Origin of the sequence: Cupriavidus pauculus (assembly GCF_022179805.1) — a bacterium.
GTDB classification, from domain to species: domain Bacteria; phylum Pseudomonadota; class Gammaproteobacteria; order Burkholderiales; family Burkholderiaceae; genus Cupriavidus; species Cupriavidus pauculus_E.
The window spans coordinates 236,777-262,475 of sequence record NZ_BPUO01000006.1; the positions used below are offsets into that span (position 1 = coordinate 236,777).

25 protein-coding genes and 1 tRNA gene are annotated in these 25,699 nt (G+C 63.3%); 8 read left to right on the top strand and 18 right to left on the bottom strand.

Features of this window, described 5'->3' with window-relative positions; all coding sequences use genetic code 11:
* Positions 1-90: 90 nt before the first annotated feature.
* The 3 genes from thrC to MFF62_RS14190 are packed head-to-tail and all read right to left on the bottom strand — an operon-like array spanning position 91 to position 4,153.
* Positions 91-1,536, bottom strand: a complete 1,446-nt coding sequence (gene thrC, locus MFF62_RS14180) for a threonine synthase (protein ID WP_238263769.1) — start codon at positions 1,534-1,536, stop codon at positions 91-93.
* Between the two features lie 24 nt (positions 1,537-1,560).
* The gene (locus MFF62_RS14185; RefSeq protein ID WP_238263770.1) at positions 1,561-2,871 is read right to left on the bottom strand and encodes a homoserine dehydrogenase; all 1,311 of its coding nucleotides are present in this window, start codon (positions 2,869-2,871) and stop codon (positions 1,561-1,563) included.
* Between the two features lie 52 nt (positions 2,872-2,923).
* Positions 2,924-4,153 (bottom strand): pyridoxal phosphate-dependent aminotransferase, encoded by a 1,230-nt coding sequence (locus tag MFF62_RS14190; RefSeq protein WP_238263771.1) that lies wholly within the window; start codon positions 4,151-4,153, stop codon positions 2,924-2,926.
* A 274-nt stretch (positions 4,154-4,427) separates the two neighbouring features.
* Between MFF62_RS14190 and MFF62_RS14195 the strand changes: the two genes are divergently transcribed.
* From MFF62_RS14195 to MFF62_RS14215, 5 genes are all read left to right on the top strand, one after another.
* On the top strand, positions 4,428-4,814 hold the full coding sequence (locus MFF62_RS14195) for an Mth938-like domain-containing protein (RefSeq protein ID WP_238263772.1): 387 nt from the start codon (positions 4,428-4,430) through the stop codon (positions 4,812-4,814).
* 166 nt (positions 4,815-4,980) lie between these two features.
* On the top strand, positions 4,981-5,442 hold the full coding sequence (locus tag MFF62_RS14200) for a peroxiredoxin (RefSeq protein WP_238263773.1): 462 nt from the start codon (positions 4,981-4,983) through the stop codon (positions 5,440-5,442).
* A 394-nt stretch (positions 5,443-5,836) separates the two neighbouring features.
* On the top strand, positions 5,837-7,534 hold the full coding sequence (locus MFF62_RS14205; protein ID WP_238263774.1) for a PhoH family protein: 1,698 nt from the start codon (positions 5,837-5,839) through the stop codon (positions 7,532-7,534).
* A gap of 168 nt (positions 7,535-7,702) precedes the next feature.
* Positions 7,703-8,206, top strand: a complete 504-nt coding sequence (locus MFF62_RS14210) for a hypothetical protein (protein WP_238263775.1) — start codon at positions 7,703-7,705, stop codon at positions 8,204-8,206.
* Between the two features lie 70 nt (positions 8,207-8,276).
* Positions 8,277-8,960, top strand: a complete 684-nt coding sequence (locus MFF62_RS14215; protein WP_238263776.1) for a C40 family peptidase — start codon at positions 8,277-8,279, stop codon at positions 8,958-8,960.
* Between the two features lie 68 nt (positions 8,961-9,028).
* Here MFF62_RS14215 and MFF62_RS14220 read toward each other — a convergent pair whose 3' ends face one another.
* The 8 genes from MFF62_RS14220 to MFF62_RS14255 all read right to left on the bottom strand — a co-directional run bounded on the left by MFF62_RS14220 (position 9,029) and on the right by MFF62_RS14255 (position 14,954).
* Positions 9,029-10,039, bottom strand: a complete 1,011-nt coding sequence (locus tag MFF62_RS14220; protein ID WP_238263777.1) for an inorganic phosphate transporter — start codon at positions 10,037-10,039, stop codon at positions 9,029-9,031.
* 13 nt (positions 10,040-10,052) lie between these two features.
* Positions 10,053-10,679: a DUF47 domain-containing protein gene (locus tag MFF62_RS14225; protein WP_238263778.1), complete on the bottom strand. Its 627-nt coding sequence runs from the start codon at positions 10,677-10,679 to the stop codon at positions 10,053-10,055.
* A 150-nt stretch (positions 10,680-10,829) separates the two neighbouring features.
* On the bottom strand, positions 10,830-12,221 hold the full coding sequence (locus MFF62_RS14230) for a replicative DNA helicase (protein WP_238263779.1): 1,392 nt from the start codon (positions 12,219-12,221) through the stop codon (positions 10,830-10,832).
* Between the two features lie 122 nt (positions 12,222-12,343).
* Complete coding sequence (gene rplI / locus MFF62_RS14235) at positions 12,344-12,796, bottom strand: 50S ribosomal protein L9 (protein ID WP_238263780.1); 453 nt, start codon at positions 12,794-12,796, stop codon at positions 12,344-12,346.
* A 30-nt stretch (positions 12,797-12,826) separates the two neighbouring features.
* Positions 12,827-13,105, bottom strand: a complete 279-nt coding sequence (rpsR, locus tag MFF62_RS14240; protein ID WP_116320460.1) for a 30S ribosomal protein S18 — start codon at positions 13,103-13,105, stop codon at positions 12,827-12,829.
* A 3-nt stretch (positions 13,106-13,108) separates the two neighbouring features.
* Complete coding sequence (gene priB, locus MFF62_RS14245; protein ID WP_238263781.1) at positions 13,109-13,408, bottom strand: primosomal replication protein N; 300 nt, start codon at positions 13,406-13,408, stop codon at positions 13,109-13,111.
* Positions 13,409-13,428: 20 nt separating this feature from the next.
* Entirely contained in the window at positions 13,429-13,803 is a 375-nt protein-coding gene (gene rpsF / locus MFF62_RS14250; protein ID WP_150372059.1) for a 30S ribosomal protein S6, read from the bottom strand.
* Positions 13,804-13,919: 116 nt separating this feature from the next.
* Positions 13,920-14,954 (bottom strand): asparaginase, encoded by a 1,035-nt coding sequence (locus MFF62_RS14255; RefSeq protein ID WP_238263782.1) that lies wholly within the window; start codon positions 14,952-14,954, stop codon positions 13,920-13,922.
* Between the two features lie 223 nt (positions 14,955-15,177).
* Between MFF62_RS14255 and lexA the strand changes: the two genes are divergently transcribed.
* Both lexA and MFF62_RS14265 read left to right on the top strand, forming a co-directional pair.
* Entirely contained in the window at positions 15,178-15,834 is a 657-nt protein-coding gene (gene lexA, locus MFF62_RS14260) for a transcriptional repressor LexA (protein WP_238263783.1), read from the top strand.
* A gap of 154 nt (positions 15,835-15,988) precedes the next feature.
* On the top strand, positions 15,989-16,153 hold the full coding sequence (locus MFF62_RS14265; RefSeq protein ID WP_238263784.1) for a hypothetical protein: 165 nt from the start codon (positions 15,989-15,991) through the stop codon (positions 16,151-16,153).
* Between the two features lie 327 nt (positions 16,154-16,480).
* Here the strand turns inward: MFF62_RS14265 and MFF62_RS14270 are convergent.
* From MFF62_RS14270 to MFF62_RS14295, 6 genes are all read right to left on the bottom strand, one after another.
* A tRNA-His gene (locus MFF62_RS14270) sits at positions 16,481-16,556 on the bottom strand.
* 141 nt (positions 16,557-16,697) lie between these two features.
* Complete coding sequence (locus MFF62_RS14275) at positions 16,698-16,955, bottom strand: hypothetical protein (RefSeq protein ID WP_238263785.1); 258 nt, start codon at positions 16,953-16,955, stop codon at positions 16,698-16,700.
* 780 nt (positions 16,956-17,735) lie between these two features.
* Entirely contained in the window at positions 17,736-18,764 is a 1,029-nt protein-coding gene (gene dusA, locus MFF62_RS14280) for a tRNA dihydrouridine(20/20a) synthase DusA (RefSeq protein ID WP_283205345.1), read from the bottom strand.
* A 406-nt stretch (positions 18,765-19,170) separates the two neighbouring features.
* The gene (locus tag MFF62_RS14285) at positions 19,171-19,734 is read right to left on the bottom strand and encodes an NADPH-dependent FMN reductase (protein WP_238263786.1); all 564 of its coding nucleotides are present in this window, start codon (positions 19,732-19,734) and stop codon (positions 19,171-19,173) included.
* Positions 19,735-19,842: 108 nt separating this feature from the next.
* Positions 19,843-20,925: an enoyl-CoA hydratase/isomerase family protein gene (locus tag MFF62_RS14290; RefSeq protein WP_238263787.1), complete on the bottom strand. Its 1,083-nt coding sequence runs from the start codon at positions 20,923-20,925 to the stop codon at positions 19,843-19,845.
* 115 nt (positions 20,926-21,040) lie between these two features.
* Positions 21,041-22,609 carry a methyl-accepting chemotaxis protein gene (locus tag MFF62_RS14295; protein WP_238263788.1) on the bottom strand — a complete coding sequence of 523 codons (1,569 nt, stop codon included), beginning with the start codon at positions 22,607-22,609 and terminating at the stop codon, positions 21,041-21,043.
* Between the two features lie 222 nt (positions 22,610-22,831).
* On the opposite strand from MFF62_RS14295, the gene MFF62_RS14300 reads away from it, so the two are divergent.
* Entirely contained in the window at positions 22,832-23,740 is a 909-nt protein-coding gene (locus tag MFF62_RS14300; protein WP_238263789.1) for a sterol desaturase family protein, read from the top strand.
* 48 nt (positions 23,741-23,788) lie between these two features.
* Here MFF62_RS14300 and typA read toward each other — a convergent pair whose 3' ends face one another.
* Positions 23,789-25,609, bottom strand: a complete 1,821-nt coding sequence (typA, locus tag MFF62_RS14305) for a translational GTPase TypA (protein WP_238263790.1) — start codon at positions 25,607-25,609, stop codon at positions 23,789-23,791.
* Between the last annotated feature and the right edge of the window lie 90 nt (positions 25,610-25,699).

Consider the following 25,699-nt stretch of genomic DNA (forward strand, 5'->3'; position numbering starts at 1 on the left):
AAAAGCCTGGGGGCCGTGGCGGCGGGACCCGGCAAACCCGATTGTAGCGAGTTGGCGCCGGGACCGTGGGGGTCTGGGGCAGATGCCCGGTCAGAGCCCGGTGTGCTGCGCGATGTACGCCTTGACCTTGTCGGCATCGGCCGGCATGACCTCGAAGCGCTGTGGCAGGCGCTCGATGCCGTCGAACGCGGCCGGGCGCTCGGGCTCGTGGCCCAGTGCCTCGCGGATCGTGTCGGCAAACTTGGCCGGCAGCGCGGTTTCCAGCACCACCATCGGCACGCCGGTCGACAGGTATTCGCGCGCCACCTTCACGCCGTCGGCGGTATGGGTGTCGATCGTCACGCCATAGCGCTGGTTCACGTCGCGGATCGTCGCCAGGCGGTCTTCATGCGTGCTGCGGCCCGACACGAAGCCGAACTCGCGGATGCGGTCAAATTCGGGCTTGCCGGCAAAGTCGAAGCCGCCCTTGGTATCGACATCGCGGAACAGCGCCGCCAGCTTGCCGGCGTCCTGGCCCAGCAGGTCGAACACGAAACGCTCGAAGTTCGACGCCTTGGAGATGTCCATGCTCGGGCTCGACGTATGGTACGTCTGCGCCGACGTGCGCACGCGGTAGGTACCGGTGCGGAAGAACTCGTCGAGCACGTCGTTTTCGTTGGTAGCCACCACCAGCTTGTCGATGGGCAGGCCCATCATGCGCGCGATATGGCCGGCGCAGACGTTGCCGAAGTTGCCCGACGGCACGCAGAACGAGACCTTCTGGCCCGGGCCATCGGTCGCCAGCAGCCAGCCCTTGAAGTAGTACACCACCTGGGCCACCACGCGCGCCCAGTTGATCGAGTTCACGGTGCCGATTCGCTGGCGAGCCTTGAACGCGTGGTCGTTCGACACGGCCTTGACGATGTCCTGCGCGTCATCGAACACGCCTTCCACCGCGATATTGAAGATGTTCGGGTCCTGCAGGCTGAACATCTGCGCGGTCTGGAACGCGCTCATCTTGCGGTGCGGGCTCAGCATGAACACGCGGATACCTTCCTTGCCGCGCATCGCATATTCGGCCGCGCTGCCGGTGTCTCCCGACGTGGCACCCAGGATGTTGAGATTCAGCCCGGCACGCTTGAGCGCGTACTCGAACAGGTTGCCCAGCAACTGCATGGCCATGTCCTTGAAGGCCAGCGTCGGGCCATTCGACAGGCCCAGCAACTGCAGCTTCGTGCCACCTTCCTCGCCCAGCGTGCGCAGCGGCGTGATATCGGCCGTGTTGTCGCCGGGGCGGGCGTTGCAGTACACCTCGGGCGTGTAGGTCTTGCGCGTCAGCGCGCGCAGGTCTTCGGCCGGGATGTCGTCGCAGAAGCGCGACAGCACTTCGAACGCCAGGTCCGCGTACGGCAGGCGGCGCCAGGCTTCGAGTTCGTCGGCCGTGACTTGCGGATACTGCTTCGGCAGGTAAAGGCCACCGTCCGGGGCCAGGCCGCCGAGCAGGATCTCGGAAAACGATTGCGGCATGTCATGGCCGCGCGTCGACTGGTATTTCATAGCAATTCGTCCAGTTTCGGCGTCTTAGTTCAGCTCTTCCATGCGCAGGCGCGTGACCGGCGACAGCACGGTCTGCAGCGCCTCGATGCTGGCGATGGCGACGTTGATCTGCTTTTCGCGCGTCAGGTGCGTCAGGATGATGATGTCGGTCTGCGGCTCGCCCTCGCGCGATTCCTTCTGCAGCATCGCGTCGATGCTGATGCCGCCTTCGGCCAGGATGCGGGTGATCTCGGCCAGCACGCCAGTCTGGTCGGCCACGCGCATGCGCAGGTAGTACGAGCTGGTGACTTCGTCGATCGGCAGCACCGGCACGGTGGACAGTTCGTCCGGCTGGAACGCTAGGTGCGGCACGCGATGGTTCGGATCGGCCGTGTGCAGGCGCGTCACGTCCACCAGGTCCGCAATCACGGCCGAGGCGGTCGGCTCGGCGCCGGCGCCCTTGCCGTAGTACAGCGTAGCGCCCACGGCGTCGCCCTGCACCAGCACGGCATTCATCGCGCCTTCCACGTTGGCGATCAGGCGCGAAGCCGGCACCAGCGTCGGGTGCACGCGCAGTTCCACGCCCTCTTCACGGCGGCGCGTGATGCCCAGCAGCTTGATGCGGTAGCCCAGTTCCTCGGCGTACTTGATGTCGATGGCGGCCAGGCGCGTGATGCCTTCCACGTGCGCGCGATCGAACTGCACCGGCATGCCGAACGCGATGGCGCTCATCAGCGTCACCTTGTGCGCGGCGTCGATACCTTCGATGTCGAACGTCGGGTCGGCTTCGGCATAGCCCAGCTGCTGCGCTTCCTTGAGCACCGTATCGAAGTCCAGGCCCTTGTCGCGCATCTCGGACAGGATGAAGTTCGTGGTTCCGTTGATGATGCCGGCGATCCACTGGATGCGGTTGGCCGTCAGGCCCTCGCGCAGCGCCTTGATGATGGGGATGCCGCCGGCCACCGCGGCCTCGAACGCCACGATCACGCCTTTCTTGCGCGCGGCTTCGAAGATTTCGTTGCCGTGCACGGCCAGCAGCGCCTTGTTGGCGGTGACCACGTGCTTGCCGTTCTCGATGGCCTTGAGCACCAGCTCGCGCGCGATGCCGTAGCCGCCGATCAGCTCGACGACGATGTCGATGTCCGGGCGCGTCACCACGTCATTGGCGTCGCTGACCACATCCACGGTGCCACCGGTCAGTTCGCGGGCGCGCTCGGTGTTGAGGTCGGCCACCACCGCAATCTCGATGCCGCGACCTGCACGGCGGCGAATTTCCTCCTGATTGCGCTTGAGCACGTTGAACGTGCCGCTACCGACGGTACCGATGCCGAGAAGGCCGACTTTGATGGGATTCATGGACGTCTGACTCTGGGTTGCTTGATACGGAAATGGGGGCGCCCCGGCGGCTTCAGGCCGTGCCGTGACGTTTGCGATAGTTTTCCAGGAAGCGCGCCACGCGGGTAATAGCCTCGCGCAGGTCTTCCTCGTGCGGCAGGAACACGATCCGGAAATGGTCCGGTGCGTCCCAGTTGAAGCCCGTGCCCTGCACCAGCAGCACCTTCGACTCCTGCAGCAGCTCGTAGATGAATTCCTGGTCGTCCTGGATCGGGTACATCGCCGGGTCCAGCTTCGGGAACAGGTACAGCGCCGCCTTGGGCTTCACGCAGGTCACGCCGGGAATCTGCGTGATCAGTTCGTAGGCCAGGTCGCGCTGGCGACGCAGGCGGCCGCCTTCGCCCACGAGGTCGTTGATGCTCTGGTAGCCGCCCAGGGCGGTCTGGATCGCCCACTGGCCCGGCACGTTGGCGCACAGGCGCATCGACGACAGCATGTTCAGGCCTTCGATGTAGTCCTGCGCCGGGCGCTTGTCGCCCGACACCACCATCCAGCCGGCACGGTAGCCGCACGAGCGGTAGTTCTTGGACAGGCCGTTGAAGGTCACGGTCAGCACGTCGGTGGACAGCGATCCGATCGAGGTGTGCTCGTTGCCGTCGTACAGGACCTTGTCGTAGATCTCGTCGGCAAAGATGATCAGGCCGTGTTCCCGCGCGATGACGACGATTTCCTGCAGCAGTTCGTCGGAATACAGCGCGCCGGTCGGGTTGTTGGGGTTGATGACCACGATGGCACGCGTGTGCGGCGTGATCTTGCGGCGGATGTCGTCCAGGTCCGGCATCCAGTCGTTGGCCTCGTCGCACACATAGTGCACGGGCGTACCGCCAGACAGGCTCACGGCGGCCGTCCAGAGCGGGTAGTCGGGCGCCGGCACCAGCACTTCGTCGCCGCTGTTGAGCAGCGCGTTCATCGACATCACGATCAGCTCGGACGCGCCGTTGCCCACGTAGATGTCGTCCAGCCCCACGCCCTGGATGTTCTTTTCCTGGGTGTAGTGCATGATCGCCTTGCGCGCGGCGAAGATGCCCTTGGAATCCGAGTAACCGGCCGAATTCGGCAGGTTGCGCATCATGTCCTGCTGGATTTCCTCCGGCGCATCGAACCCGAACACGGCCAGGTTGCCGATGTTCAGCTTGATGATCTTGTGCCCTTCCTCCTCCATCTGCTTGGCCTTTTCCAGCACCGGGCCGCGGATGTCATAGCAAACGTTCTGGAGCTTGTTCGATTTCTGGATGGGTTTCACGACGGTGTTGGCTTATGTCAGGGCAAGCTGCCGGTCTCGGCGGCAGCGGTCTTGGGAGTGTTCTGGATTGTCCTGGACGTCTGGCGGCGCGCGTCGCTGGGCAGCAGTCGAGCGTGGCAGAGCGGGAGGCAAAAGCTATAAGATATCGGATTATGACAGACTTCGGCATGGATTCTTGCATTGCAGCGAGCCTTTTGGCCCCCAGCGCGCACGATCCTGCCACCAACCCGCCGCCCGCCCCCTCCGACGGCCCGGGCGGCAAGAGGCCCCCGTCTTGAAACTCCACGCCGACCAACCCCAGAACCTGAACACCGTGACCGGCTACGGCCCCGGCTATATCGAAATCAACGCAGTGCGCCATGACCAGGCCGTCCTGGTCATGCCCGAGGGCGAGGTCACGCCCTGGCCAGCCGGCCGCTTCGAAGACCTGGAACCCGCGCATTTCGAGGCCTTGCTGGACAGGAAGCCAGAAGTCGTGCTGCTGGGCACCGGCAACCGGCTGCGCTTTCCGCATCCGCGCCTGACCGCGGCCCTGGCCAGCCGGCATATCGGCGTCGACGCCATGGACCTGCAGGCCGCATGCCGCACCTACAATATCCTGATGGCCGAAGGCCGCCGGGTGGCGGCAATTCTGATGGTGGAGCCCGCCGCACAGGGTTGAGCCGTCCGGCCGGGAACATTTTTCCGCCAGGTTGAGCCGACGCCACGCTTGAAGTCCGGCTGACCGCCCCAATCTGCACCCGCCATGGCGCAGGTCCGGGCGCATATACCAAGAATGGGCCGCCGCCATCACCGATGATGCACCGCCATCCAGGAGAGCCACCAGCATGACCGTCAGTCTCAACAAGGCCGTTCCCGACTTCCAGGCACCCGCTACCGGCGGGGATTTCCGTCTTGCCGACCATCGCGGCAAGACCCTGGTGCTGTACTTCTACCCGAAGGACAACACGCCGGGTTGCACCACCGAGGCCATGAACTTCCGCGACCAGTACGATGCATTCGAGGCAGCCGGCGTGGCGGTCTTCGGTCTTTCGCGCGACAGCATGAAGTCGCACGAGAACTTCAAGGCCAAGCTGGAACTGCCCTTCGAACTGATCTCCGATGCGGACGAAGCCATCTGCAATATCTTCGACGTCATCAAGATGAAAAAGATGTATGGCAAGGAAGTGCGCGGCATCGAGCGCAGCACCTTCATCCTGGACGCCAAAGGCGTGCTGCGCCATGAAATGCGCGGTATCAAGGTGCCGAACCACGTGGATGAAGTGCTCGAGATCGTCAAGGGGATGTGAACCGCAACATCCTCGGCACAGCCGCACCGGCACCGTGCGCCCTGTCGACAGTTGCGCAATCGCGACGAGAATTTGACCGATTGCAAAACGGAAAACGATCGGGTAGATTGGGCCTCAATGCGTTCAGATCCCAGTTGCCACGCTGCAGTAACGTCCCGGCCCAACAGGCACAGTCCCAGGGCTGGTAGCGGACCTGCCGCGTCGTGGGTTCGCAAGCAAGCCGCCACACCTGTTCACCAGGCCTGGCGGCTTTTTTGTTTCCCGCGCAACGATTGTCCAACCGCCTCGCGCCCTACCCCTTCGGTTTTCCGGTTTTTTGCCGTCCCGCGCCTGTACGCCAGCCCGTACGCGCGCATTCTCGCCCCCGTTAGTTTCCCTGAAAGGAAAGCCAAGCATGCCGCTGCCTACCATGCCCGCCAAGCCTGCCCAACTGCTGGACCCGAGCGAATTCGCGCCGGTTGCAAGCTCCAAGGCCCAAGCCGCGCAGGGTAAGAAACCTGTGCCGGTCCTGGAGCGCGTGGCTTTGCTCGAGACCGGCGACACCCAGGCCCCGGCCACCCGCGCGCGCGCCGGCAGCACGACCCGCGCCAAGACCGCCGATGCCCCGGCACCGGCCACCGTCACGCCCGCGTCGCCGGCCGTCAGCCTGGTCAAGCCGGCCGCCGGCCCCGCGCGCCGCCCGCGCAAGTCGACTGGTCCGAGCAAGCTGTTCGTGCTCGATACCAACGTGCTGATGCACGACCCGAGCTCGCTGTTCCGCTTCGAAGAGCACGACGTCTATCTGCCGATGATGACGCTCGAGGAGCTGGACAACCACAAGAAGGGCATGAGCGAAGTGGCCCGCAACGCGCGCATGGTCAGCCGTACGCTGGACCAGCTCGTGGGCGGCACCGACGGCGTGCTCGACGAGGGCCTGCCGCTTGCCAAGCTGGGCAATCGCGACGCAGCCGGCAAGCTGTTCTTCCAGACCCGGCTGAACGACATCAAGCTGCCCGAGGGCCTGCCGCAGGGCAAGGCCGACAACCAGATCCTGGGCGTGGTCAGCGCGTTGCAGCAGCAGTATCCGGAGCGCCAGGTCGTGCTGGTGTCGAAAGACATCAACATGCGCATCAAGGCCCGCGCGCTGGGCCTGCCCGCCGAGGACTACTTCAACGACCAGGTCCTGGAAGACAAGGACCTGCTCTACTCGGGCGTGATGCAGTTGCCCAACGACTTCTGGGCCAAGCACGGCAAGGGCGTGGAAAGCTGGCAGGACCCGAAGTCCGGCGCGATGTTCTACCGCCTGACTGGCCCGCTGGTGCCGTCGTTCCTGGTGAACCAGTTCGTCTACCTGGAGCCGATGGACGGCAGCCTGCCGCTCTACGCGCAGGTCAAGGAGATCAACGGCAAGACCGCCCTGCTGCAGACGCTGAAGGACTACACCCACAACAAGAACAACGTGTGGAGCGTAGTGGCGCGCAACCGCGAGCAGAACTTCGCGCTGAACCTGCTGATGAGCCCGGACGTCGACTTCGTGACGCTGCTGGGCCAGGCCGGTACCGGCAAGACGCTGCTGGCACTGGCGTCCGGCCTGGAGCAGGTGCTGGACCAGAAGCTCTACAACGAGATCATCGTCACGCGCGCCACCGTGCCCGTGGGCGAGGACATCGGCTTCCTGCCGGGTACCGAGGAAGAGAAGATGCAGCCGTGGATGGGTGCATTCGACGACAACCTCGAAGTCCTGCAGAAGAGCGACGACAGCGCCGGCGAATGGGGACGCGCGGCCACGCAGGAACTGATCCGCTCGCGCATCAAGGTCAAGAGCATGAATTTCATGCGCGGCCGGACCTTCGTAAACAAGTTCGTGATCATCGACGAAGCGCAGAACCTGACGCCCAAGCAGATGAAGACGCTGGTCACGCGTGCCGGCCCCGGCACCAAGATTGTCTGCCTGGGCAATATCGCGCAGATCGATACGCCGTACCTGACCGAAGGCTCGTCGGGCTTGACCTACGTGGTGGACCGTTTCAAGGGCTGGAGCCACAGCGGCCACGTGACGCTCGCCCGCGGCGAGCGCTCGCGCCTGGCCGACCACGCGGCGGACGTCCTGTAACCGGGACCCCGTCTGAGACCTGCAGCACCCCGGGCGGCCTGTTCCATGGCCGGCCCGGGGCCGTCTCGCGTACTGTGCGGCTACAGACGGCGTCGGCATTTGCCCGACAGCCAGCGTCGCGCGGCCCGGCTATGATGTCCGGGTGTTCATGTCGATACGGAGGCGTCGATGAACAGGCAGCAATCATTCAACCGATACCTGTCTACCAGCAGGACCTTGTTTTCACACAGCGCCCGCAGCACGCGGCGCAAGCGCATTGCCGTGGCCGCCGTGATCGGCGCGACGGTGCTTGTCGCGGCTGCACTGCAACCGGCCAAGGCGCAATCGGCCAGCGCGGCAACCGTGGGCAACGAAATGGTGATCCGCACCATGGGCCCGGTCAGCTACGTCTGCGGCGGCATCGCCGAGGATGAACGCGCCCGGCTGGCGGCACAGGAGAAGAACTTCAACATGGGCATCCTGTTCACGCGGGGTACCGATGGCGAGTACCTGGCCGACGTTGATGTAAAACTGACACGCGACGGCCAGAATGTGGCTGATTTCCGCGCTGGCGGCCCGCGCTGCCTCATACGTGCGCCAGAAGGCAGCTACAATATCGAGGCCAGTTACAAGGGTCAGCCGAAGTCCATCAAGATCAGCACCGGCACACGCAACGCGCAACTACGCTGGTAGTTTTCCCTGGCAAGTCCACCCAATGCATGAAGCGGGCGGGCGCTGACCCGGCAACCTAACGACAAGAAGGATGCCGCAGCGCCCGCTTTTTTCGCCGCCCTCTCCGCCAGCCAGCCTGGGCTCCGCGCGGAATTCGTCCCGCCTCGCCCTCACCGCGCTGTGCGCGAGCGCCCTGCTGCTTGCCGCCTGCGCAGGCGGGCCGCCTGCTCGCAATACGTCCTCGCTGCCCCGCACGCCGGGCAAGCCCATGATCGACCCAAGCGCTGGACTGGAGGAAATCTCGATCCAGGCCATGTCGCTGGTTGGCACGCCCTACCGCTACGGCGGTAACACACCGGATTCCGGATTCGACTGCAGCGGATTGGTCCGCTACGTGGTGTCGCGCGCAGCCAACGTGAACCTGCCGCGCACCACCGACCAGATGGGTCAGCGCGGCGTATCGCTCGACCGCAGCGAAGTGGCATCGGGCGACCTCGTATTCTTCAATACCACAGGCCGCGCCAACTCCCACGTCGGCATCTACGTGGGCCAGAACCGCTTTGTCCATGCGCCGGCCACCGGCGGCACCGTACGGCTGGAAGACATGGGCAAGTCCTACTGGGCATCGCGCTACAACGGCGCGCGGCGCGTGGTGGCGGCCAGCAACCTGCCGATGACGCCAGCGCCGGTGCAGCCCACACCAGCCCCCACGCCAGCGCCGGCCGTTCCCGCACCTGTCGACGATGATCCGATCGCCGCATTCGCCAACCAATAGCACCGGGCCTTGAGCCATAAAAAAAGCCAGGCAAATGCCTGGCTTTTTCATTGCGGAGGTACGCTGGCTTACAGGATCTGCTTGCCGATCCACCAGGCAATCGCCGACATGAACGCCGATGCCGGAATCGTCAGCACCCACGCCCACACGATATTGCCCGCCACGCCCCAGCGCACGGCCGACATCTTCTGCGCGGAACCCACGCCGACGATGGCACCCGTAATCGTGTGCGTGGTCGACACAGGCACGCCCAGCGCCGAGGCGATGAACAGCGTGATCGCGCCGCCGGTCTCGGCACAGAAGCCGCCCACCGGTTTCAGCTTGGTAATCTTCTGGCCCATGGTACGCACGATCCGCCAGCCGCCGAACAGCGTGCCCATGCCGATCGCCACATAGCAGCTCACGATCACCCACATCGGCGGCTCTGCCCCGCCCACGGCCACATGGCCGCTGGCGATCAGCAGCATCCAGATGATGCCGATGGTCTTCTGCGCATCGTTGCCGCCGTGCCCCAGGCTATAGAGCGACGCCGACACCAGCTGCAGCCGGCGGAACCAACGGTCCACGCGCGACGGCGGCGTACGGAAGAACGTCCAGCCCACGATCACCATCATGATCGAACCCAGGATGAAGCCCAGCAGCGGCGAGATCAGGATGAACGCCACGGTCTTCAGCAGGCCGTTACCCACCAGTGCGCCGGTACCCGACTTGGCCACCGCGGCACCCACCAGCCCGCCAATCAGCGCGTGCGACGACGACGACGGAATGCCATACAGCCACGTGATCACGTTCCAGGCGATGGCCCCGACCAGCGCCCCGAAAATCACGTAATGGTCGACGATATTGACGTCGATGGTTCCGGTCCCCACCGTGGCCGCCACCTTCAGGTGGAAGATAAAGATCGCCACCACGTTGCACATCGCCGCCATGGCTACCGCATGGTGCGGCTTGAGCACGCCCGTGGAAACCACCGTGGCAATCGAGTTGGCCGCGTCGTGGAAGCCGTTCATGAAGTCGAACAGCAACGCCAGCGCCACCAGCAGCCCGATGACCCACAAGCTCATTTGAACAGTTTGCATGCCAGTGCGAGCCTCAGGCGTTTTCCAGGACGATACCTTCGATGATGTTCGCTACGTCCTCGCACTTGTCGGTGATGGACTCCAGCTGCTCGTAGATCGCCTTCAGCTTGATCAGGCGCTTGACGTCGGTTTCCTCGCGGAACAGCTTCGACATCGCGGCACGCATCACACGGTCCGCCTCGGATTCGAGCTGGTCGATCTGCTGGGCGGTCTTCAGGATGGTGCTGGCATTGCCCATGTCTTCGAGCAGCGCCACCGCGATCTTGACGGCGTCGCAGCACTGCACGCAGATCGTGGCCAGGCGGCGCGCCTCGTCGGTCAGGTGCGTCACGTCGTACAGCGAGATGGTCTCGGCCACGTCTTCCATCAGGTCCAGGATGTCGTCCATGGTCGTGATGAGCTTGTGGATCTCGTCGCGGTCCAGCGGCGTGATGAACGTCTTGTGCAGCAGGTCGATCGTATCGTGCGTGATGCGATCGGCCTTCTTTTCCGTGGCCTGCACGCGGCGGGCGTGGGCTTCGGCGTTGGGCAGATCGTTCACCAGCGCTTCCAGCTCGTGCGCGGCGGTCACGGCGCAATCAGCGTGCTGGTTGAAGTACTCAAAGAACTTGCCCTCGGTGGGCATGAAGCGACCGAACATGAAATGTCCTTGTGGCGCAGCCTCACGGCAGCGCTCGGTTTATGGCAAAGGGGAGACAGCGCAAGTACGCGACAGCCGCCTCATGGGCGGCTGTCATCAAAGCGCAATATTTTACAGGGTTGCACCGCGCAGCGGTGTAACTGCAACCGATCAGTTGTCGTTGTCGAAGAACGCCGGGCCGCCACTGAAGTTATCGAACTTCGTAAATTGACCCAGGAACGTGAGCCTAACGGTGCCGATCGGGCCGTTACGCTGCTTACCGATGATGATCTCGGACGTACCCTTGTCCTGCGAATCGGGGTTGTACACTTCGTCGCGATAAATAAACAGAATCACGTCGGCATCCTGCTCGATGGCGCCGGATTCACGCAGGTCGGACATCACCGGGCGCTTGTTCGGCCGCTGTTCCAGGCTTCGGTTCAGCTGCGACAGTGCGATGACCGGGCAGTTGAGTTCCTTGGCTAGGCCCTTCAGTGATCGCGAGATCTCCGAGATCTCGGTCGCGCGGTTCTCACCACTACCCGAACCCGACATCAGCTGCAGGTAGTCGATGATGATCAGGCCAAGCTGGCCGCACTGGCGCGCCAGACGACGCGAGCGCGCGCGCAACTCCATCGGATTCAGCGCCGGCGTCTCGTCGATGAACAACTGCGCATCGTTCATGCGCTGGATCGAGTGCGTCAGACGCGGCCAGTCCTCGTCGAGCAGCCGGCCGGTACGCAGACGGTGCTGGTCGAGGCGCCCCACCGAGCCCAGCATACGCATGGCCAGTTGCACGCCCGCCATTTCCATCGAGAACACCGCCACGGGCAGGCCCTGCTCCACGGCAACATGCTCGCCAATGTTCAGCGAGAAAGCGGTCTTACCCATCGATGGCCGGCCAGCCACGATGATCAGGTCGCCCGGCTGCATGCCGCTGGTCATGCGATCGAGGTCGATAAACCCGGTCGGCACACCCGTCACATCGGTAGAGCTGTCGCGATGGTAGAGCTCGTCGATCCGTTCCACCACCTGCGTCAGCAGCGGCTGGATTTCCTGGAAGCCCTTCTGGCCGCGCGAGCCCTCCTCGGCGATAGCAAAAACCTTGGATTCTGCCTCGTCCAGCAGTTCGCGCACTTCACGCCCCTTCGGCGCGAAAGCCGCCGAGGCGATGTCATCGGCCACCGTCACCAGCTTGCGCAGCACCGACCGCTCCCGCACGATTTCGGCGTAACGGCGGATGTTGGCCGCACTTGGCGTGTTTTGCGCGAGGGAGTTCAGATAGGCCAGGCCACCCACCTCCTCGGCCTTGCCGGACACCTGGAGCATTTCGAAGACCGTGATCACGTCCGCCGGCTTCGTGGCGGAGATCAGCCGCGCGATGCTCTGGAAGATCATGCGGTGGTCAAAGCGATAGAAATCGGCTTCGGACAGGAAGTCGGCGATACGGTCCCAGGCGGCGTTATCCAGCAGCAACCCGCCGAGCACCGATTGTTCGGCCTCGATCGAGTGTGGGGGAACCTTGAGACTGTCGAGTTGGGGATCTGCGGCGGGCGCGTTCATGGGGGGCAATTATAACGGCGCCGGGCGCCACGCAAAAAACAAAAAAGGCAGGAGCTTGGCCCCTGCCTTTTTCATGCATCGGATGTGCCGGTCCGGACCGGCACATCGTCGGCGGATACAGCTTAGACGTGTTCGCCCAGCACCGAGACGGTGATGTCGACCAGCACGTCGGTGTGCAGCGACACGCCAACGGTGTAGTCGCCAACCATCTTCAGCGGGCCGTTCGGCAGACGCACTTGCGACTTTTCAACCTTGAAGCCTTGACCTTCCAGGGCTTGGGCGATGTCGGCGTTGGTCACCGAACCGAACAGACGGCCGTCCACACCCGACTTCTGGGTGATCTGGACGGTCAGGCCGTTCAGCTTTTCGCCTTCGGTTTGCGAGGCAGCCAGCTTCTCGGCGGCGGCCTTTTCCAGCTCGGCGCGCTTCACTTCGAATTCGGCGATGGCGGTTTGGGTAGCACGGCGAGCGCGCTTGGTCGGGATCAGGAAGTTACGTGCGTAACCGTCCTTCACGCGAACGATGTCACCCAGGTTGCCCAGGTTGATGACTTTTTCCAGCAGAATGACTTGCATCGTGTATTTCTCCTTGCGGTCCTGGGACTATCAGTTCTTGTGCAGGTCGGTGTACGGCAGCAGCGCCAGGAAGCGGGCGCGCTTGATGGCCGTATCCAGCTGACGCTGATAGTGAGCCTTGGTACCGGTCAGACGAGCCGGCGTGATCTTGCCGTTGTCGCCGACGAAATCCTTCAGCGTGTCCAGATCCTTGTAGTCGATCTGTTCGACGCCAGCCACGGTGAAGCGGCAGAAGCGCTTGCGCTTGAACAGCGGGTTCTGTTGCTGGAAGCGCTTCTTGTTCTTGTTGTCACGTTTGACGAATGCCATGATTCAATCCTTTTCGAATGCTTTACATCGAGTGATGTGAAAGACCAGTGTCTTGCTGTTCCGGTGCTTGCGGGCCAGAAAGCCCTCGCAATCGAGCAGCGTACCGAGCGGGGTCCGCTCCAGCCGCTGGCCAATGGGGCCAATGCCCATGGCAACGATTGCGAATTCCACCTGCCGGGGCGTTTCCGCCTCGGTCACCTCGCCGCCGTGCTGCAGGATGCAGTTGACGACGGGGACACCGGCTGGCGTATAGCGCAGCGTGTCCCGCTCGGCGAGAGTGGCGGTCAGCCGAAGCTGGTTCACCGCGACACAGCAGTCCGCACTCAGGCGGCCTGACCTTCCGTGGTCGTTTGCGCGGCCTTGCGGGCTTCTTCGCGCTGGACTTCCTTCATCATCGGCGAAGGAGCGGTTTCGGCCTTCTTGGTCTGGACGATCAGGTGGCGCAGCACCGCGTCGTTGAACTTGAACGCGTGTTCCAGTTCAGCCAGCGTTTCCTTGCCGCATTCGATGTTCAGGCAAACGTAGTGGGCCTTGGCCAGCTTCTGGATCATGTAGGCCATCTGACGGCGGCCCCAGTCTTCCACGCGGTGGATCTGGCCGTTCTGCGACGTCACGAGCTGCTTGTAGCGCTCGATCATCGCCGGAACTTGTTCGCTTTGGTCCGGGTGGACGATAAATACGATTTCGTAATGACGCATTGACGCTCCTTCTGGATGAGCCACCCGGGCGTCAAGTCCGGTGCGGCAAGGTTGAATAGCCCGTGAGTATAGCCCGAACCCCTGCCACTCCGCAAGAACCCGTCACTCGCCCGCACTCAATGCGCGGCAAACAGCGCTTGCAGCCGCGCCGCGTCGGTTCCCAGCGCGGGATCGGCGGCCAGCGCGAGCATCAGCAACACCCTGGCCTTGTACGGGTTCAGGTCGGCCGCCGATAGGAAAGCGCCAGCCCGCGGCGACATTCGTGCCGGAATCGCCACGTGCCCTGCACCGGTACGTGAACTGCGCACGACCGCCACACCGGCATCGGCGGCATCGGCCAACGCGCCAGACAAGGTTTCATGCACGGACCCGTTACCCGTGGCCGCCACCACCACCCCCTTCACCCGCGCAGCAACCAGCGCATCCACCATGGCCCTGCCCGGCTGGGCATAACTGGCCACGATCTCCACCATCGGCCATGTCGTGGGCACGGGAAGCCGTGCCGCCCCGGACATCGCCGGTGCGCGTGCGAACCGGATATAGGCGTCCTGCATGAAGCCGAGCGGGCCAGTCATCGGCGACACAAAGGCGTCGACGGCCGATGTGTGCGACTTCGTGACATCGCGTGCAGCATGGATCTGCTGGTTCAGCACAACCAGCACCCCCCTGCCCCGCGCCTCTGGACTGACAGCCACGCGCACGGCATCGAGCAGATTCAGCGGACCGTCGGCGGATAGCGACGTCGACGGACGCATTGCGGCGGTCAGCACCACCGGCACGGGGCATGCCTGCGTCAGATGCAAGAACATGGCTGTTTCTTCAAGCGTATCGGTGCCGTGCGTGATCACGATGCCAGCCACGTCGGGCTGCAACGACCAGTGCGTCACGCGCGCTGCAAGTTGCTGCCACAGGCTGAACATCATGTCCTTGCTATCCACCTGCGCCACCTGCTCAGTTTCCACGCGCGCCACATCCGCCAGTACCGGAACGGCCTGCACCAGGTGCGACACCGGGACGGTGGCCGCCTGGTACTGCGCACTGCTGGCTGCACTGCCGGATGACCCGGCAATGGTGCCGCCCGTGGCGAGCACGACAACACGGGGCAATGCCTGGGACGACTGGGACGATTCGGAAGACGAGGACGCTGACATATATAGGGCGCTGATATGTAGTGCGGGCCGAAGGGAGTTCGCGGCGCCGATTGTAACTGCCGCTGTTGCGTGGGCGCACCCCGTGGCAACCCGCTGGCTCGGGGTGGCGCGATCCGTCATGTAGAGCGCGCTGCGCAAATTGTGCTTGCACTTCACACGATACTGTATAAAATCACAGCATACTGTTTAAACATACAGTGCTTCGGCACGAGACCGGCGAACCATGGCGACCCTGACACCCCGGCAGCAGCAGATTTTCGACCTGATCCGCAATACGATCCGGCACACCGGTTTTCCGCCGACGCGCGCCGAGATCGCCGCCGAGTTCGGCTTTTCCTCGCCCAATTCCGCCGAGGAACACTTGCGAGCGCTGGCACGCAAGGGTGTGATCGAGTTGACGCCCGGCGCGTCGCGCGGCATTCGACTCAAGGTGTCGCGCAGCGATTCCGAACAGGCTGACCAGTTCTCGCTGCCGATGGCCGGTGTGTTGCAGTTGACGCTGCCACTGGTTGGCCGGGTCGCGGCAGGCAGCCCGATCCTGGCCGCCGAGCACATCGACCGCCAGTATCAGGTCGACGCATCGGTCTTCGACGAGCGCCCTGATTACCTGCTGCGCGTACGCGGCCTGAGCATGCGTGATGCCGGCATTCTCGACGGCGACCTGCTCGCCGTGAAGAAAGCCAGCGAAGCCGCCAACGGCAAGGTCGTGGTGGCGCGCATTGGCGAGGATGTCACCGTCAAGCGACTGAAGAAACGCGGCGACACCATCGAGCTGATTGCCGAGAATCCCGATTTCCAAAACATCGTGCTCCACTCGGGGCGCGACGAGTTCTCCCTGGAAGGTATTGCTGTTGGCCTGATTCGATCGTCAGGCTTCTGACAGCGAGCGGAGGCGCCCAGCGCCTCCGTGTCCCGAGACTTCGGCAGCACGGCCGTCTGCCCTGGTCACCCGCTTTGCTTTGCCCATGCCGCCCCGTCCATTTGCTGGACGACGGGTGCGGACCACTGCTGAACGCAAATTACGAGGTGTTGCCATGCTGCAAACGAATTCAGTCGCTTCCCGTCGCCCGGTCAAGCCTGTCCCCTTCCGCCAAATCAAGGGTGTGCGTGTCTACCAGGGCGCGCAACGCCGCACGATGGTCGGCAACATGGCCGCCATCTGCCGCATGCTCGAACTCGCCGAGCCGAGCCCCAAGTGATCGACTTAGGAGCTCTTCGCCAGAGCGTCCTGATCGCAAGCCGCAACGCCAATTTCATACGGCCAAGCCTGGCATTGTAAAAAGTGCAGTTGCGTGCTCACAACGTGTAATTAAGGCTTCATTTAAAACTGCCTGAAGCCTGATTAAACTCACTGGCGCGCATCGCAACACTGGCGCAGTTGACGCCATGCGCATGACCGGACCTTGTCGACCCCGCCAAGGTCCGGTTTTTTTCGTGCGTGCGAAGATGCGCGCGAGAACACGTTGAACCCAACGAACGCACAAAGCAAAAAGGCCGCTCGAATGAGCGGCCTTCTGCTGAATTCTTGGGGTGGCTGACGGGACTCGAACCCGCGACAACAGGAATCACAATCCTGGACTCTACCAACTGAGCTACAGCCACCGTAGAGATTTCTTCGCTGCCCGGTGTGCCGTTCAGCGAAGAACAAGACTATACAAGGTATCTGGGTAGATGGCTAGTATTCCGCACAAAAAAATCTCAGAGCACCTGACGGACTTCGATACGATTTCTTGTGCGGCTTCCTCATCGCCCGACCCACTTCGCCTCGAGCAGCACAGCCTCCTTGATCGCGGCGATCGTATCCGCCTCGCTGGGGAACAGTCCAAGCAAGCGCTTCGACTTGCCGTTGAGGACATCGCGCTGGAGCGCCTTGCCCGCGTCGATTGATGTGCCTGGGTGCCAGCAATAGCGCGCAGTCCACTTGCCGTCCTGCAGTTGCTCGGCCACCCAGATCACCCGGTAGTCTTCGAAGACTTCACCGAATGCTTCTTCCGCTTCCATTTGATTTCCTTCAGGGCTTGCTTCCGCTCGGCATGCGAGTCAGCCAGCCCCCACCTGCATCCCCCCCTCTTCAAGCCCTGCCTGACTGCATAGGGCTCTTCCACGCGCCGACTTACGCGGCTTTATGTGGCGCATCCTAACATGACCTTCACGTCGCTCGACAGCCGCGCGGATTGTTGGACGCCACAATCCAGTATCGGTCTATTAGCCAAAAAGCGGAGGCTTTGCCCCACCAACGCAGGGTTTTTCCGCAAATGGTGCTGTTGGATACTCTTCCCCGAGGGACATTGACCCCCTCGACATTCCCGACAGGCGATCACTCCCGACGAGCATCGCCTGCTTTTTTTTGAGCGCCGGATTCGATGGCCGCATTTGCCCTGCAACGGGGACAAACGCACATAAAAAAAGAGCCCGCTCACGAGCGGACTCTTAAATTAGCGATCTCAATGCCCTGAAGGCCCATTCAATGTAGTCGGCAAAATCGGACCACACCATCGGGGCAAACCCACGGGTGCTGTCGCAACCGAGCGACGACGCAGAAAAAAAGCCCGCACACGGCGGGCTCAAAAATCAGTTGAAGAAAGCCCTGTATTCGAGGGCAGGCACAGTGTAAGAACATGGCCCGGCCCTGGCGAATTAGGGGAATCCCTTTGCAGGTGCGGGTTTCCAGCTACCCCGACTGCCGCAAACGCCGCTGGAGCATACATTTGCGGCATCCTGCATAGAACGATCGTTCGGAATTAGAGTTTTTCTTCCAGAACGAATACGCATGATTGTCACTCAGGCGGCCTCGAGGAGGTCCGGGCGCAGGTGCGAACGCGCCTCGACGAAAAGTGCGTCGACATCCGCGCGGGTGCGCGCGGCGTTCATCCGGCGCGCGTCGGACAGCACGCGGCGCCAGCCACGGCCGCCGTAGACGCCACGGTGCAAACCGAGCATATGGCGCGTGGCCGCGCCCATATATCCCCCCCGCTCCACCATTTCCCCGATATACGCCTGCATGGCAAGCTCCGCGTCTTCTCGTGACGGGATTGCCGTTTCGGCACCGTAAAAACGGGTATCCATTTCCGCCAGGATATAGGGGTCGTGATAAGCCTGACGCCCGATCATCACGCCATCGACGTGGCGCAAATGCTCTTCCATTTCGTCGTACGAAACGATCCCGCCGTTAATCAGGATTTCCAGTGAGGGGAATTCCTTTTTCAACTGATAGGCAACTTCATAACGGAGCGGCGGAATCTCGCGATTTTCTTTCGGGCTCAAACCCTTGAGAATCGCGTTTCGCGCATGCACGATAAATGTTTCGCACCCGGCCTCGGCGATCGTGCCGACGAAATCGCGCACGAAGTCGTAATGCTCGATGGTATCGATGCCGATCCGATGCTTGACGGTCACCGGCACGGAAACCACGTCGCGCATCGCCTTCACGCAATCGGCTACCAGTTGCGGTTCGGCCATCAGGCACGCGCCAAATGCACCGCGCTGCACCCGCTCGGATGGGCAGCCGCAATTCAGATTGATTTCCTTGTAGCCCCACTGCTCGCCCAGCTTCGCGGCCTGCGCCAGATCGGCCGGCTCGCTACCGCCCAACTGTAGTGCCACGGGCTGCTCCGCCGCAGCGAAATCCAGATGCCGCGCCACATCGCCATGCAGCAGCGCGCCCGTCGTCACCATCTCGGTATAAAGCCAGGTGTGCCGGCTCAGCGAGCGGTGAAACGCGCGACAATTTCGGTCAGTCCAGTCCATCATGGGGGCCACGGAGATGCGCCGGGCGTTGATGGGTGCGGGTTTAGCGTGCAAGTCAGTCATGTTCTGCCGAATCGGCCATGCCGATTCCTACCTCGAATTTCCAAAGCTGCACCTGAGGCATCAACACGCCATGCGCGACGCCAGCCAGGAAGCTCGCGGAGTTTACCATTCGCGGGCTTTTCCAGCGGGAGCGCCAACAATGGAAACGGCGCCCGCAGGCGCCGTTTTTCTCTTGCGTTGACTGCACACACCTTAGTGCATGAACAGCCAGATCAGGACCAGGACGAAGGCCGGTACTCCGAGCAGCCAGGCGACGATATACGGCATGGTGTTCCTCCTTTCTGAGATGTGACGACCATGCATCCACTATAGAAAGGAGGGGTCTCGGCCGGTGTCGGGTCGCTTCCGCTTCGCCTTGTAGGACAGGGCTTACCAGCGTTTGATCCGGCTTGCGCGCCGGGGTGCTTTACCGGCTGGCGGCGTTGCGGTCGACCCAGGCGGCAAACGTCGTCAGGTACTTGCTCAGGAAGCCACGGGTGGAATCATTGGCAATGGCGCCCTGCTCGTCGAAGAGCTTGTCGGCCCCGCTGAGATACGCCTCGGGCTGCTGCAGAACCGGGATGTTCAGGAATACCAGCGACTGGCGCAAATGGTGATTGGCACCGAAACCGCCGATATTGCCCGGCGAGGCACTGATCACCCCGCCCGGCTTGCCGTCCCAGGCGCTCTGGCCGTAGGGGCGCGAACCGATGTCGATGGCGTTCTTCAGCACGCCGGGCACCGAACGGTTGTATTCGGGCGTGATGAAGAGCACGGCGTCGGCACGACGGATGCGGTCGCGGAATGCCTTCCACTCGGCCGGCGGGTTTTCGTCGTCGTCCTGGTTGTAGTGCGACAACTGGCGAATCTCGACGATGTCGAGCTTCAGTTGCGGCGGCGCCAGCGCGGCCAGGGCCTTGGCCAGTTTCAGGTTCACGGATTCCTTGCGCAGGCTTCCCACCAGTACGGCGACATCACGAGGATTGCTCATTACGGTTCCTTTCACTGTTCACGTGTTGGAAGTGAAGCGAAGGCCGGCCCGGCGTGGGGCCAGTCCAGCTGACACTCTACTCGACTTGGCCCGCGCCTGCCCCGCAAGCTAGCTGCCCAGGCCCGCCAGCGGATGCGCCTCGTGCCGCCACTTGCCGTCGAAGAACGCGCGCACACGAGCCAGGGTCACTTCGTCCAGCCGGGCCGGGTTCCACTTCGGTTGGTGATCCTTGTCGATGACCAGCGCGCGGATGCCTTCGATGCCGTCGCCATGGCGGAACACGTCGTGCATCATGTCCAGCTCCATGCGCAGCTCGTCTTCCAGCGACATCGTGCGGGCACGGCGGATCTGTTCGAGTGTCACGCACAGCATCAGCGGCGAACGGCTGCGCAGCGTAGCGGCGGTCTGCGCGGCCCAGTCGCCGGCGGTGTCGCTGATGGCGTGCAGGATGTCCTGCGCCGTGGCCTTTGCGAACATCTCGTCGATCAGCGACGCCTGGCGCGCCAGATTGCTTTCCTGCGGCACGCAGGCGTCCGCATGCTGGCGCGTGAAGGTGGCGATGTGCGCCAGCACGGCGTCGCTGCCCTGGAAGGCGTTGGCTTGCAGCGAGGCCACCAGTTCGGCGACGGCATTCGACGGCAGGTAGGCATCGGCCAGCTTTGCGAACAGCGCATCGGCCGCGTGGATCACGGCACCGGTCAAACCCAGGTACTCGCCGATGCGGCCCTGCGTGCGCGCCAGGAACCAGCCGCCGCCCACATCGGGAAACAGGCCGATATTGGTTTCCGGCATGGCCATCTTCGTGCGGTCCGTGACGATGCGCAGCCGGGCGCCCTGCGAGATACCCATGCCGCCACCCATGACCACACCGTCCATCAGGGCGATGTAGGGCTTGGCGTAACGGTGAATCAGGTGGTTGAGCGCGTATTCCTCGACAAAGAACTGGTCGAGCAGCGGATCGTTGGCATGAAACGCCTGGTGGAACCAGCGGATGTCACCACCCGCGCAGAACGCCTTGCCGCCGGCGCCGGCCACCACCACGGCGTGCACCGCCGGATCGGATTCCCAGCGGTGCAACGCATCGGTCATCGCGCGAATCATGTCGAGCGACAGCGCGTTCAGGGCCTGCGGCCGGGTCAGCGTCAGATATGCCACACCGCCCTGCACCGAGGTCGATACAAACTCCGTCATTTCCGTCTCCATTCTTGTAGCCGGCAATTTTACGCCAGCTACCTTGCCCGGATTCGATGACGGCGTCTTTTCAGAATCGGCTCAAGCCCGCGCCGCGTACCCTCACGCGCTCATGTCACGCCAGGCGGAACGCCGACATCAGGCCGGTCAGACGCTGCGCCTGGTCTTCGAGCGACCCGGCTGCTGCTGCAGCTTCCTCCACCAGTGCCGCGTTCTGCTGGGTCATGCCGTCCATGTGCGAGACCGCCACGTTCACCTGCTCGATGCCGCGCGACTGCTCGTCCGATGCCGAGCTGATGCCGCCCACGATGTCGCTGACCCGGCGCACCGCGTTGACGATGTCCTGCATGGCCCGCTCGGCATCGTCCACCAGCGACGTCCCATCGCGCACGTTCGATACTGATTTGCCGATCAGCGCGCGGATCTCCTTCGAAGCCGCGGCGCACCGTTGCGACAGGTCGCGCACGTCGCCCGCCACTACCGCGAAACCGCGTCCGTGCTCGCCGGCCCGCGCAGCTTCCACGGCGGCATTCAGCGCCAGGATATTGGTCTGGAACGCGATCTTCTCGATCACCTCGATGATGTCGACCACCTTGTTCGCGCCGGTGTCGATCTGCTGCATCGTGCTCTGCACGCGCGACACGGCCTCGCTGCCGGTCTCGGCCAGCCGGCGGGCATCCACGGCAAGCGTACTGGCCTCGCGCGCGCTGTCCGCGTTGTGGCGCACCGTACTGGTCAGTTCCTCCATGCTCGACGCGGTCTCTTCCAGCGAAGCGGCCTGCTGCTCGGTACGTTGCGACAGGTTGGCATTGCCGCTGGCGATCTGCTGGCTGGCCGCCGCGATGGAATCGGCACCGCTGCGCACCTCGCCCACCATATCGGCCAGCCGCGCCTGCATACGGCCCAGCATGCCGAGCATGCGGCTGGTTTCGCTGCGCGCGTGCTCGTCGGCCGCCACGTCCGCGTCGCGAATGACGGAAATACTCAGGTCGCCGTCGGCCATGCGCGCAAAGCGGGCAATCGCCACATCGAGCGGCTTGACGATCGATGCGCGCAGGCGCCACGCCACCACGGTGCTGAACACCAGCCCGAGCACCAGCACGCCGATGGACACCGTCAGCAGGCGGTCGTAGCGGTCTTGCGAGCTTTCGTAGACGGCCTTGGCGCTTTCCACCTGCAGGCGTCCCAGTTCGGTGTTGACGGCCGTGAACTGGATATCGAGCTTGGGGATGGTCTCCATGACGGCCGTCATCATGGCGTCGCGGTTACCGGCGTGGAGCGCGGCGATCATCGGCGCCACGCCGTCCCGGAACAACGCCTTGCGCTTGTCCGACACGTTCTCGGTGGCGCGCGTCTGTTCCTCCGTGCGCGGGATGGCCAGGTACGATTGCCACGCGGCATCGGACTGGCGCGCGAAGTCCTGCGCCGTGGCGGCGCGGGCCTTGGCATCGGCCGCGTCGGTGGCAAAGGCGGCCTGGTCCAGCAGCACGCGCACGAGCAACTGGTTCGAGCGGGCTTCGGCCAGATGGGTAGCCGCCGACAATTGCTGCTGATAGATCTGGCGCGTGGCATCGTTGCTGCGCGACATGCCGATCCAGCCGACGACACCGACAATCAACAGCAACAAGTTTGTGACAATCGTGAGGAGCCACAAACGGGCTCCAATCGTAGTGTTGCGAAACATGGGGGCAGTCTCTCCGTAACGTGAAAAACGGCCACTCCTCCATGGCCGTCAATCTCATTTGACGGCATGCCTGAACACGGACTTGATTGCCTTGCGGTGATAGTCAGTCCTTCGTTTTTGTGATGAAACGCCCGGCGCGCAGCATGCTTCACTTGGTCGACCTGGCGCGCGTATGGAGGAAATCCTCAGTGTGATTTCCGCATAAATGTGCACACTTGCGGGATGACACCAACCGCCCCCGCCTCCGCAGGTTTCGACCCCGGCTTGATCCTGATGGCCTTTGCGCCCGTCTTCCTGCTGACGATCGGCTGGGAGGCCTGGTACTGGCGCAGGCGCGCCCCGTCGATCTACAGCTGGCGCGACACACTATCGAACGCCACGCTGGCGCTGATGCACCAGGCGTCGGACGCCTTCTTCCTCTGGCTGATGATCCGCACGGTCTACACGTGGGGTTACATGCATGGCCTGCGCGCGGTGCCCGAGACCTGGTGGTCGTTCGCGCTGCTACTGCTGCTGCAGGACTTTCTCTACTACTGGTTTCATCGGGCCAGCCATCGCGTGCGCTGGATGTGGGCGTCGCACGTGGCGCACCACTCGTCGGAAGGCATGAACTTCTCCACCGCGTTCCGCCAGAGCCTGACCTATCCGATCTCCGGCATGTGGATCTTCTGGATACCGCTGGCGTGGATCGGATTTACGCCAGACTGGGTGATCCTGGCCGTGGGGCTGAACCTGGCGTTCCAGTTCTTCGTCCACACGCGGCTGGGCCGGCGCTGGCCTGTGGTCGAATTGCTAGTCAACACGCCGAGCGTGCATCGCGTGCACCACGCGAAGAATCCGCAGTACATCGATCGCAACTACGCCGGTGTGCTGACCATCTGGGACCGGATGCTCGGGACGTTCGTGCCGGAGGCGGAGGCGCCGCAGTACGGCATCACGCGCCAGATCCGCACGCACAATCCGCTCACGCTGACGTTTCACGAATGGCGCGACATGTTTGCCGATGCCTGGCGCGACCGGGATTTGCGGTATTTGTGGAAGCCGCCGGAGTGGCGGAGTCCGCGGGCTGTGTCGGCCCTCTCCCCCGGCCCCGCTGCCGGAAGAGCGGAGCAGCAAACCGAAGGGGCATAAAAAAACCGCGCCACATGGGCGCGGTTTTTTTGTCCGACCGAAGCCGGATCAGTTCGCGTCGCGCGAAGCACGCTTGCGCTCGTGCTCCTTCAGGTGACGCTTGCGCAGACGGATGCTCTTCGGCGTGATTTCCACCAGCTCGTCGTCGGCGATGAATTCCACCGCGTATTCCAGCGACATCTGGATCGGCGGCACCAGGCGCACCGCTTCGTCGGTACCCGACGCGCGCACGTTGGTCAGCTGCTTGCCCTTGATCGGGTTCACGACCAGGTCGTTGTCGCGGCTGTGGATACCGATGATCATGCCTTCGTACAGCGCATCGCCCGGCTTCACGAACATGCGGCCGCGATCCTGCAGCTTCCACAGTGCGTAGGCCACGGCGTCGCCGTCGTCCTGCGAGATCAGCACGCCGTTGTGGCGCTCACCCAGGCCGCCTTCGCGCAGCGGCGCGTAGTCGTCGAAGATGTGGCTGATCAGGCCGGTGCCGCGCGTCAGCGTCAGGAATTCACCCTGGAAGCCGATCAGGCCACGTGCCGGAATGCGGTACTCCAGGCGGGTACGGCCCTTGCCGTCCGATGCCATGTCCAGCAGTTCGCCCTTGCGGCGGCCCAGTTCTTCCATGACCGCGCCCTGGTGACCGTCTTCAACGTCGACGGTCAGCAGTTCGAACGGCTCGTGCTTCACGCCGTCGATTTCCTTGAACACCACGCGCGGACGCGACACGGCCAGCTCGTAGCCTTCACGGCGCATGTTTTCCAGCAGAATCGTCAGGTGCAGTTCGCCACGGCCCGAGACTTCGAAAATGGTGTCGTCGCCGGTATCGGCCACGCGCAGCGCCACGTTCGACTTCAGCTCACGGTCCAGACGCTCGCGCAGCTGGCGGCTCGTCACGAACTTGCCTTCACGGCCGGCCAGCGGCGACGTGTTGACGCAGAAGTTCATCGTCAGCGTGGGCTCGTCCACCTTCAGCATCGGCAGCGCGTCCGGGGCGTCCGGGGCGCACACGGTGCAGCCGATGCCCAGTTCTTCGATACCGTTGATCAGCACGATGTCGCCGGCTTCGGCTTCGGCCACGATCTCGCGCTCCAGGCCGCTGAACTTCAGCACCTGGTTGATACGGCCCTTGATCGGGTTGCCTTCCGGACCGAACTTGACCACCACGTCCTGCAGCGGCTTGGCGCGGCCACGCGAGATGCGGCCCACGCCGATCTTGCCGACGTAGCTCGAGTAGTCCAGCGAGATGATCTGCATCTGCAGGGGACCATCCGGATCGTCGTTACGCACCGGCACCTTGTTCAGCACGGTTTCGAACAGCGGCTTCATGTCGCCTTCGCGCACGTCTTCGGTCAGGCCGGCGTAGCCGTTCAGGCCCGAGGCGTAGATCACGGAGAAGTCGAGCTGCTCGTCGTTGGCGCCCAGCTTGTCGAACAGGTCGAACGTCTGGTTGATCACCCAGTCCGGACGTGCACCCGGGCGGTCGACCTTGTTGATCACGACGATCGGCTTCAGGCCCAGGGCCAGTGCCTTGCGCGTCACGAAACGCGTTTGCGGCATCGGGCCTTCCACGGCGTCCACCAGCAGCAGCACGCCGTCGACCATCGACAGCACGCGTTCCACTTCACCGCCAAAGTCGGCGTGGCCCGGGGTATCGACGATGTTGATGTGCGTGCCGTTGTACTCGACGGCACAGTTCTTCGCGAGGATGGTGATCCCGCGTTCCTTTTCCAGGTCATTCGAATCCATCACGCGTTCAGCAATCTGCTGATTGTCACGGAAGGTGCCTGCCTGGCGCAGGAGTTGGTCGACCAGAGTGGTCTTGCCATGATCGACGTGAGCGATGATGGCGATATTACGGATGGCGCGGGTCATTCGGCGTCCCCTGAAGGCGGAGCTATCGGAAAAATTAACCCGACATTCTAGCATGTTGCAGCGCAGAACACTCTGTCGCTGTTCAGCATA

Bases quoted from the DNA above. Each gene is read 5' to 3' on its own strand.
- MFF62_RS14285 (WP_238263786.1), bottom strand. From the start codon at position 19,734: ATGAGCAATCCTCGTGATGTCGCCGTACTGGTGGGAAGCCTGCGCAAG.
- MFF62_RS14220 (WP_238263777.1), bottom strand. From the start codon at position 10,039: ATGCAAACTGTTCAAATGAGCTTGTGGGTCATCGGGCTGCTGGTGGCG.
- rpsF (WP_150372059.1), bottom strand. From the start codon at position 13,803: ATGCGTCATTACGAAATCGTATTTATCGTCCACCCGGACCAAAGCGAA.
- MFF62_RS14210 (WP_238263775.1), top strand. From the start codon at position 7,703: ATGAACAGGCAGCAATCATTCAACCGATACCTGTCTACCAGCAGGACC.
- MFF62_RS14265 (WP_238263784.1), top strand. From the start codon at position 15,989: ATGCTGCAAACGAATTCAGTCGCTTCCCGTCGCCCGGTCAAGCCTGTC.
- MFF62_RS14205 (WP_238263774.1), top strand. From the start codon at position 5,837: ATGCCGCTGCCTACCATGCCCGCCAAGCCTGCCCAACTGCTGGACCCG.
- MFF62_RS14290 (WP_238263787.1), bottom strand. From the start codon at position 20,925: ATGACGGAGTTTGTATCGACCTCGGTGCAGGGCGGTGTGGCATATCTG.
- MFF62_RS14200 (WP_238263773.1), top strand. From the start codon at position 4,981: ATGACCGTCAGTCTCAACAAGGCCGTTCCCGACTTCCAGGCACCCGCT.
- MFF62_RS14300 (WP_238263789.1), top strand. From the start codon at position 22,832: ATGACACCAACCGCCCCCGCCTCCGCAGGTTTCGACCCCGGCTTGATC.
- MFF62_RS14230 (WP_238263779.1), bottom strand. From the start codon at position 12,221: ATGAACGCGCCCGCCGCAGATCCCCAACTCGACAGTCTCAAGGTTCCC.
- lexA (WP_238263783.1), top strand. From the start codon at position 15,178: ATGGCGACCCTGACACCCCGGCAGCAGCAGATTTTCGACCTGATCCGC.
- thrC (WP_238263769.1), bottom strand. From the start codon at position 1,536: ATGAAATACCAGTCGACGCGCGGCCATGACATGCCGCAATCGTTTTCC.
- dusA (WP_283205345.1), bottom strand. From the start codon at position 18,764: ATGACTGACTTGCACGCTAAACCCGCACCCATCAACGCCCGGCGCATC.
- MFF62_RS14185 (WP_238263770.1), bottom strand. From the start codon at position 2,871: ATGAATCCCATCAAAGTCGGCCTTCTCGGCATCGGTACCGTCGGTAGC.
- MFF62_RS14295 (WP_238263788.1), bottom strand. From the start codon at position 22,609: ATGTTTCGCAACACTACGATTGGAGCCCGTTTGTGGCTCCTCACGATT.
- typA (WP_238263790.1), bottom strand. From the start codon at position 25,609: ATGACCCGCGCCATCCGTAATATCGCCATCATCGCTCACGTCGATCAT.
- MFF62_RS14255 (WP_238263782.1), bottom strand. From the start codon at position 14,954: ATGTCAGCGTCCTCGTCTTCCGAATCGTCCCAGTCGTCCCAGGCATTG.
- rpsR (WP_116320460.1), bottom strand. From the start codon at position 13,105: ATGGCATTCGTCAAACGTGACAACAAGAACAAGAAGCGCTTCCAGCAA.
- rplI (WP_238263780.1), bottom strand. From the start codon at position 12,796: ATGCAAGTCATTCTGCTGGAAAAAGTCATCAACCTGGGCAACCTGGGT.
- MFF62_RS14275 (WP_238263785.1), bottom strand. From the start codon at position 16,955: ATGGAAGCGGAAGAAGCATTCGGTGAAGTCTTCGAAGACTACCGGGTG.
- MFF62_RS14215 (WP_238263776.1), top strand. From the start codon at position 8,277: ATGCCGCAGCGCCCGCTTTTTTCGCCGCCCTCTCCGCCAGCCAGCCTG.
- MFF62_RS14225 (WP_238263778.1), bottom strand. From the start codon at position 10,679: ATGTTCGGTCGCTTCATGCCCACCGAGGGCAAGTTCTTTGAGTACTTC.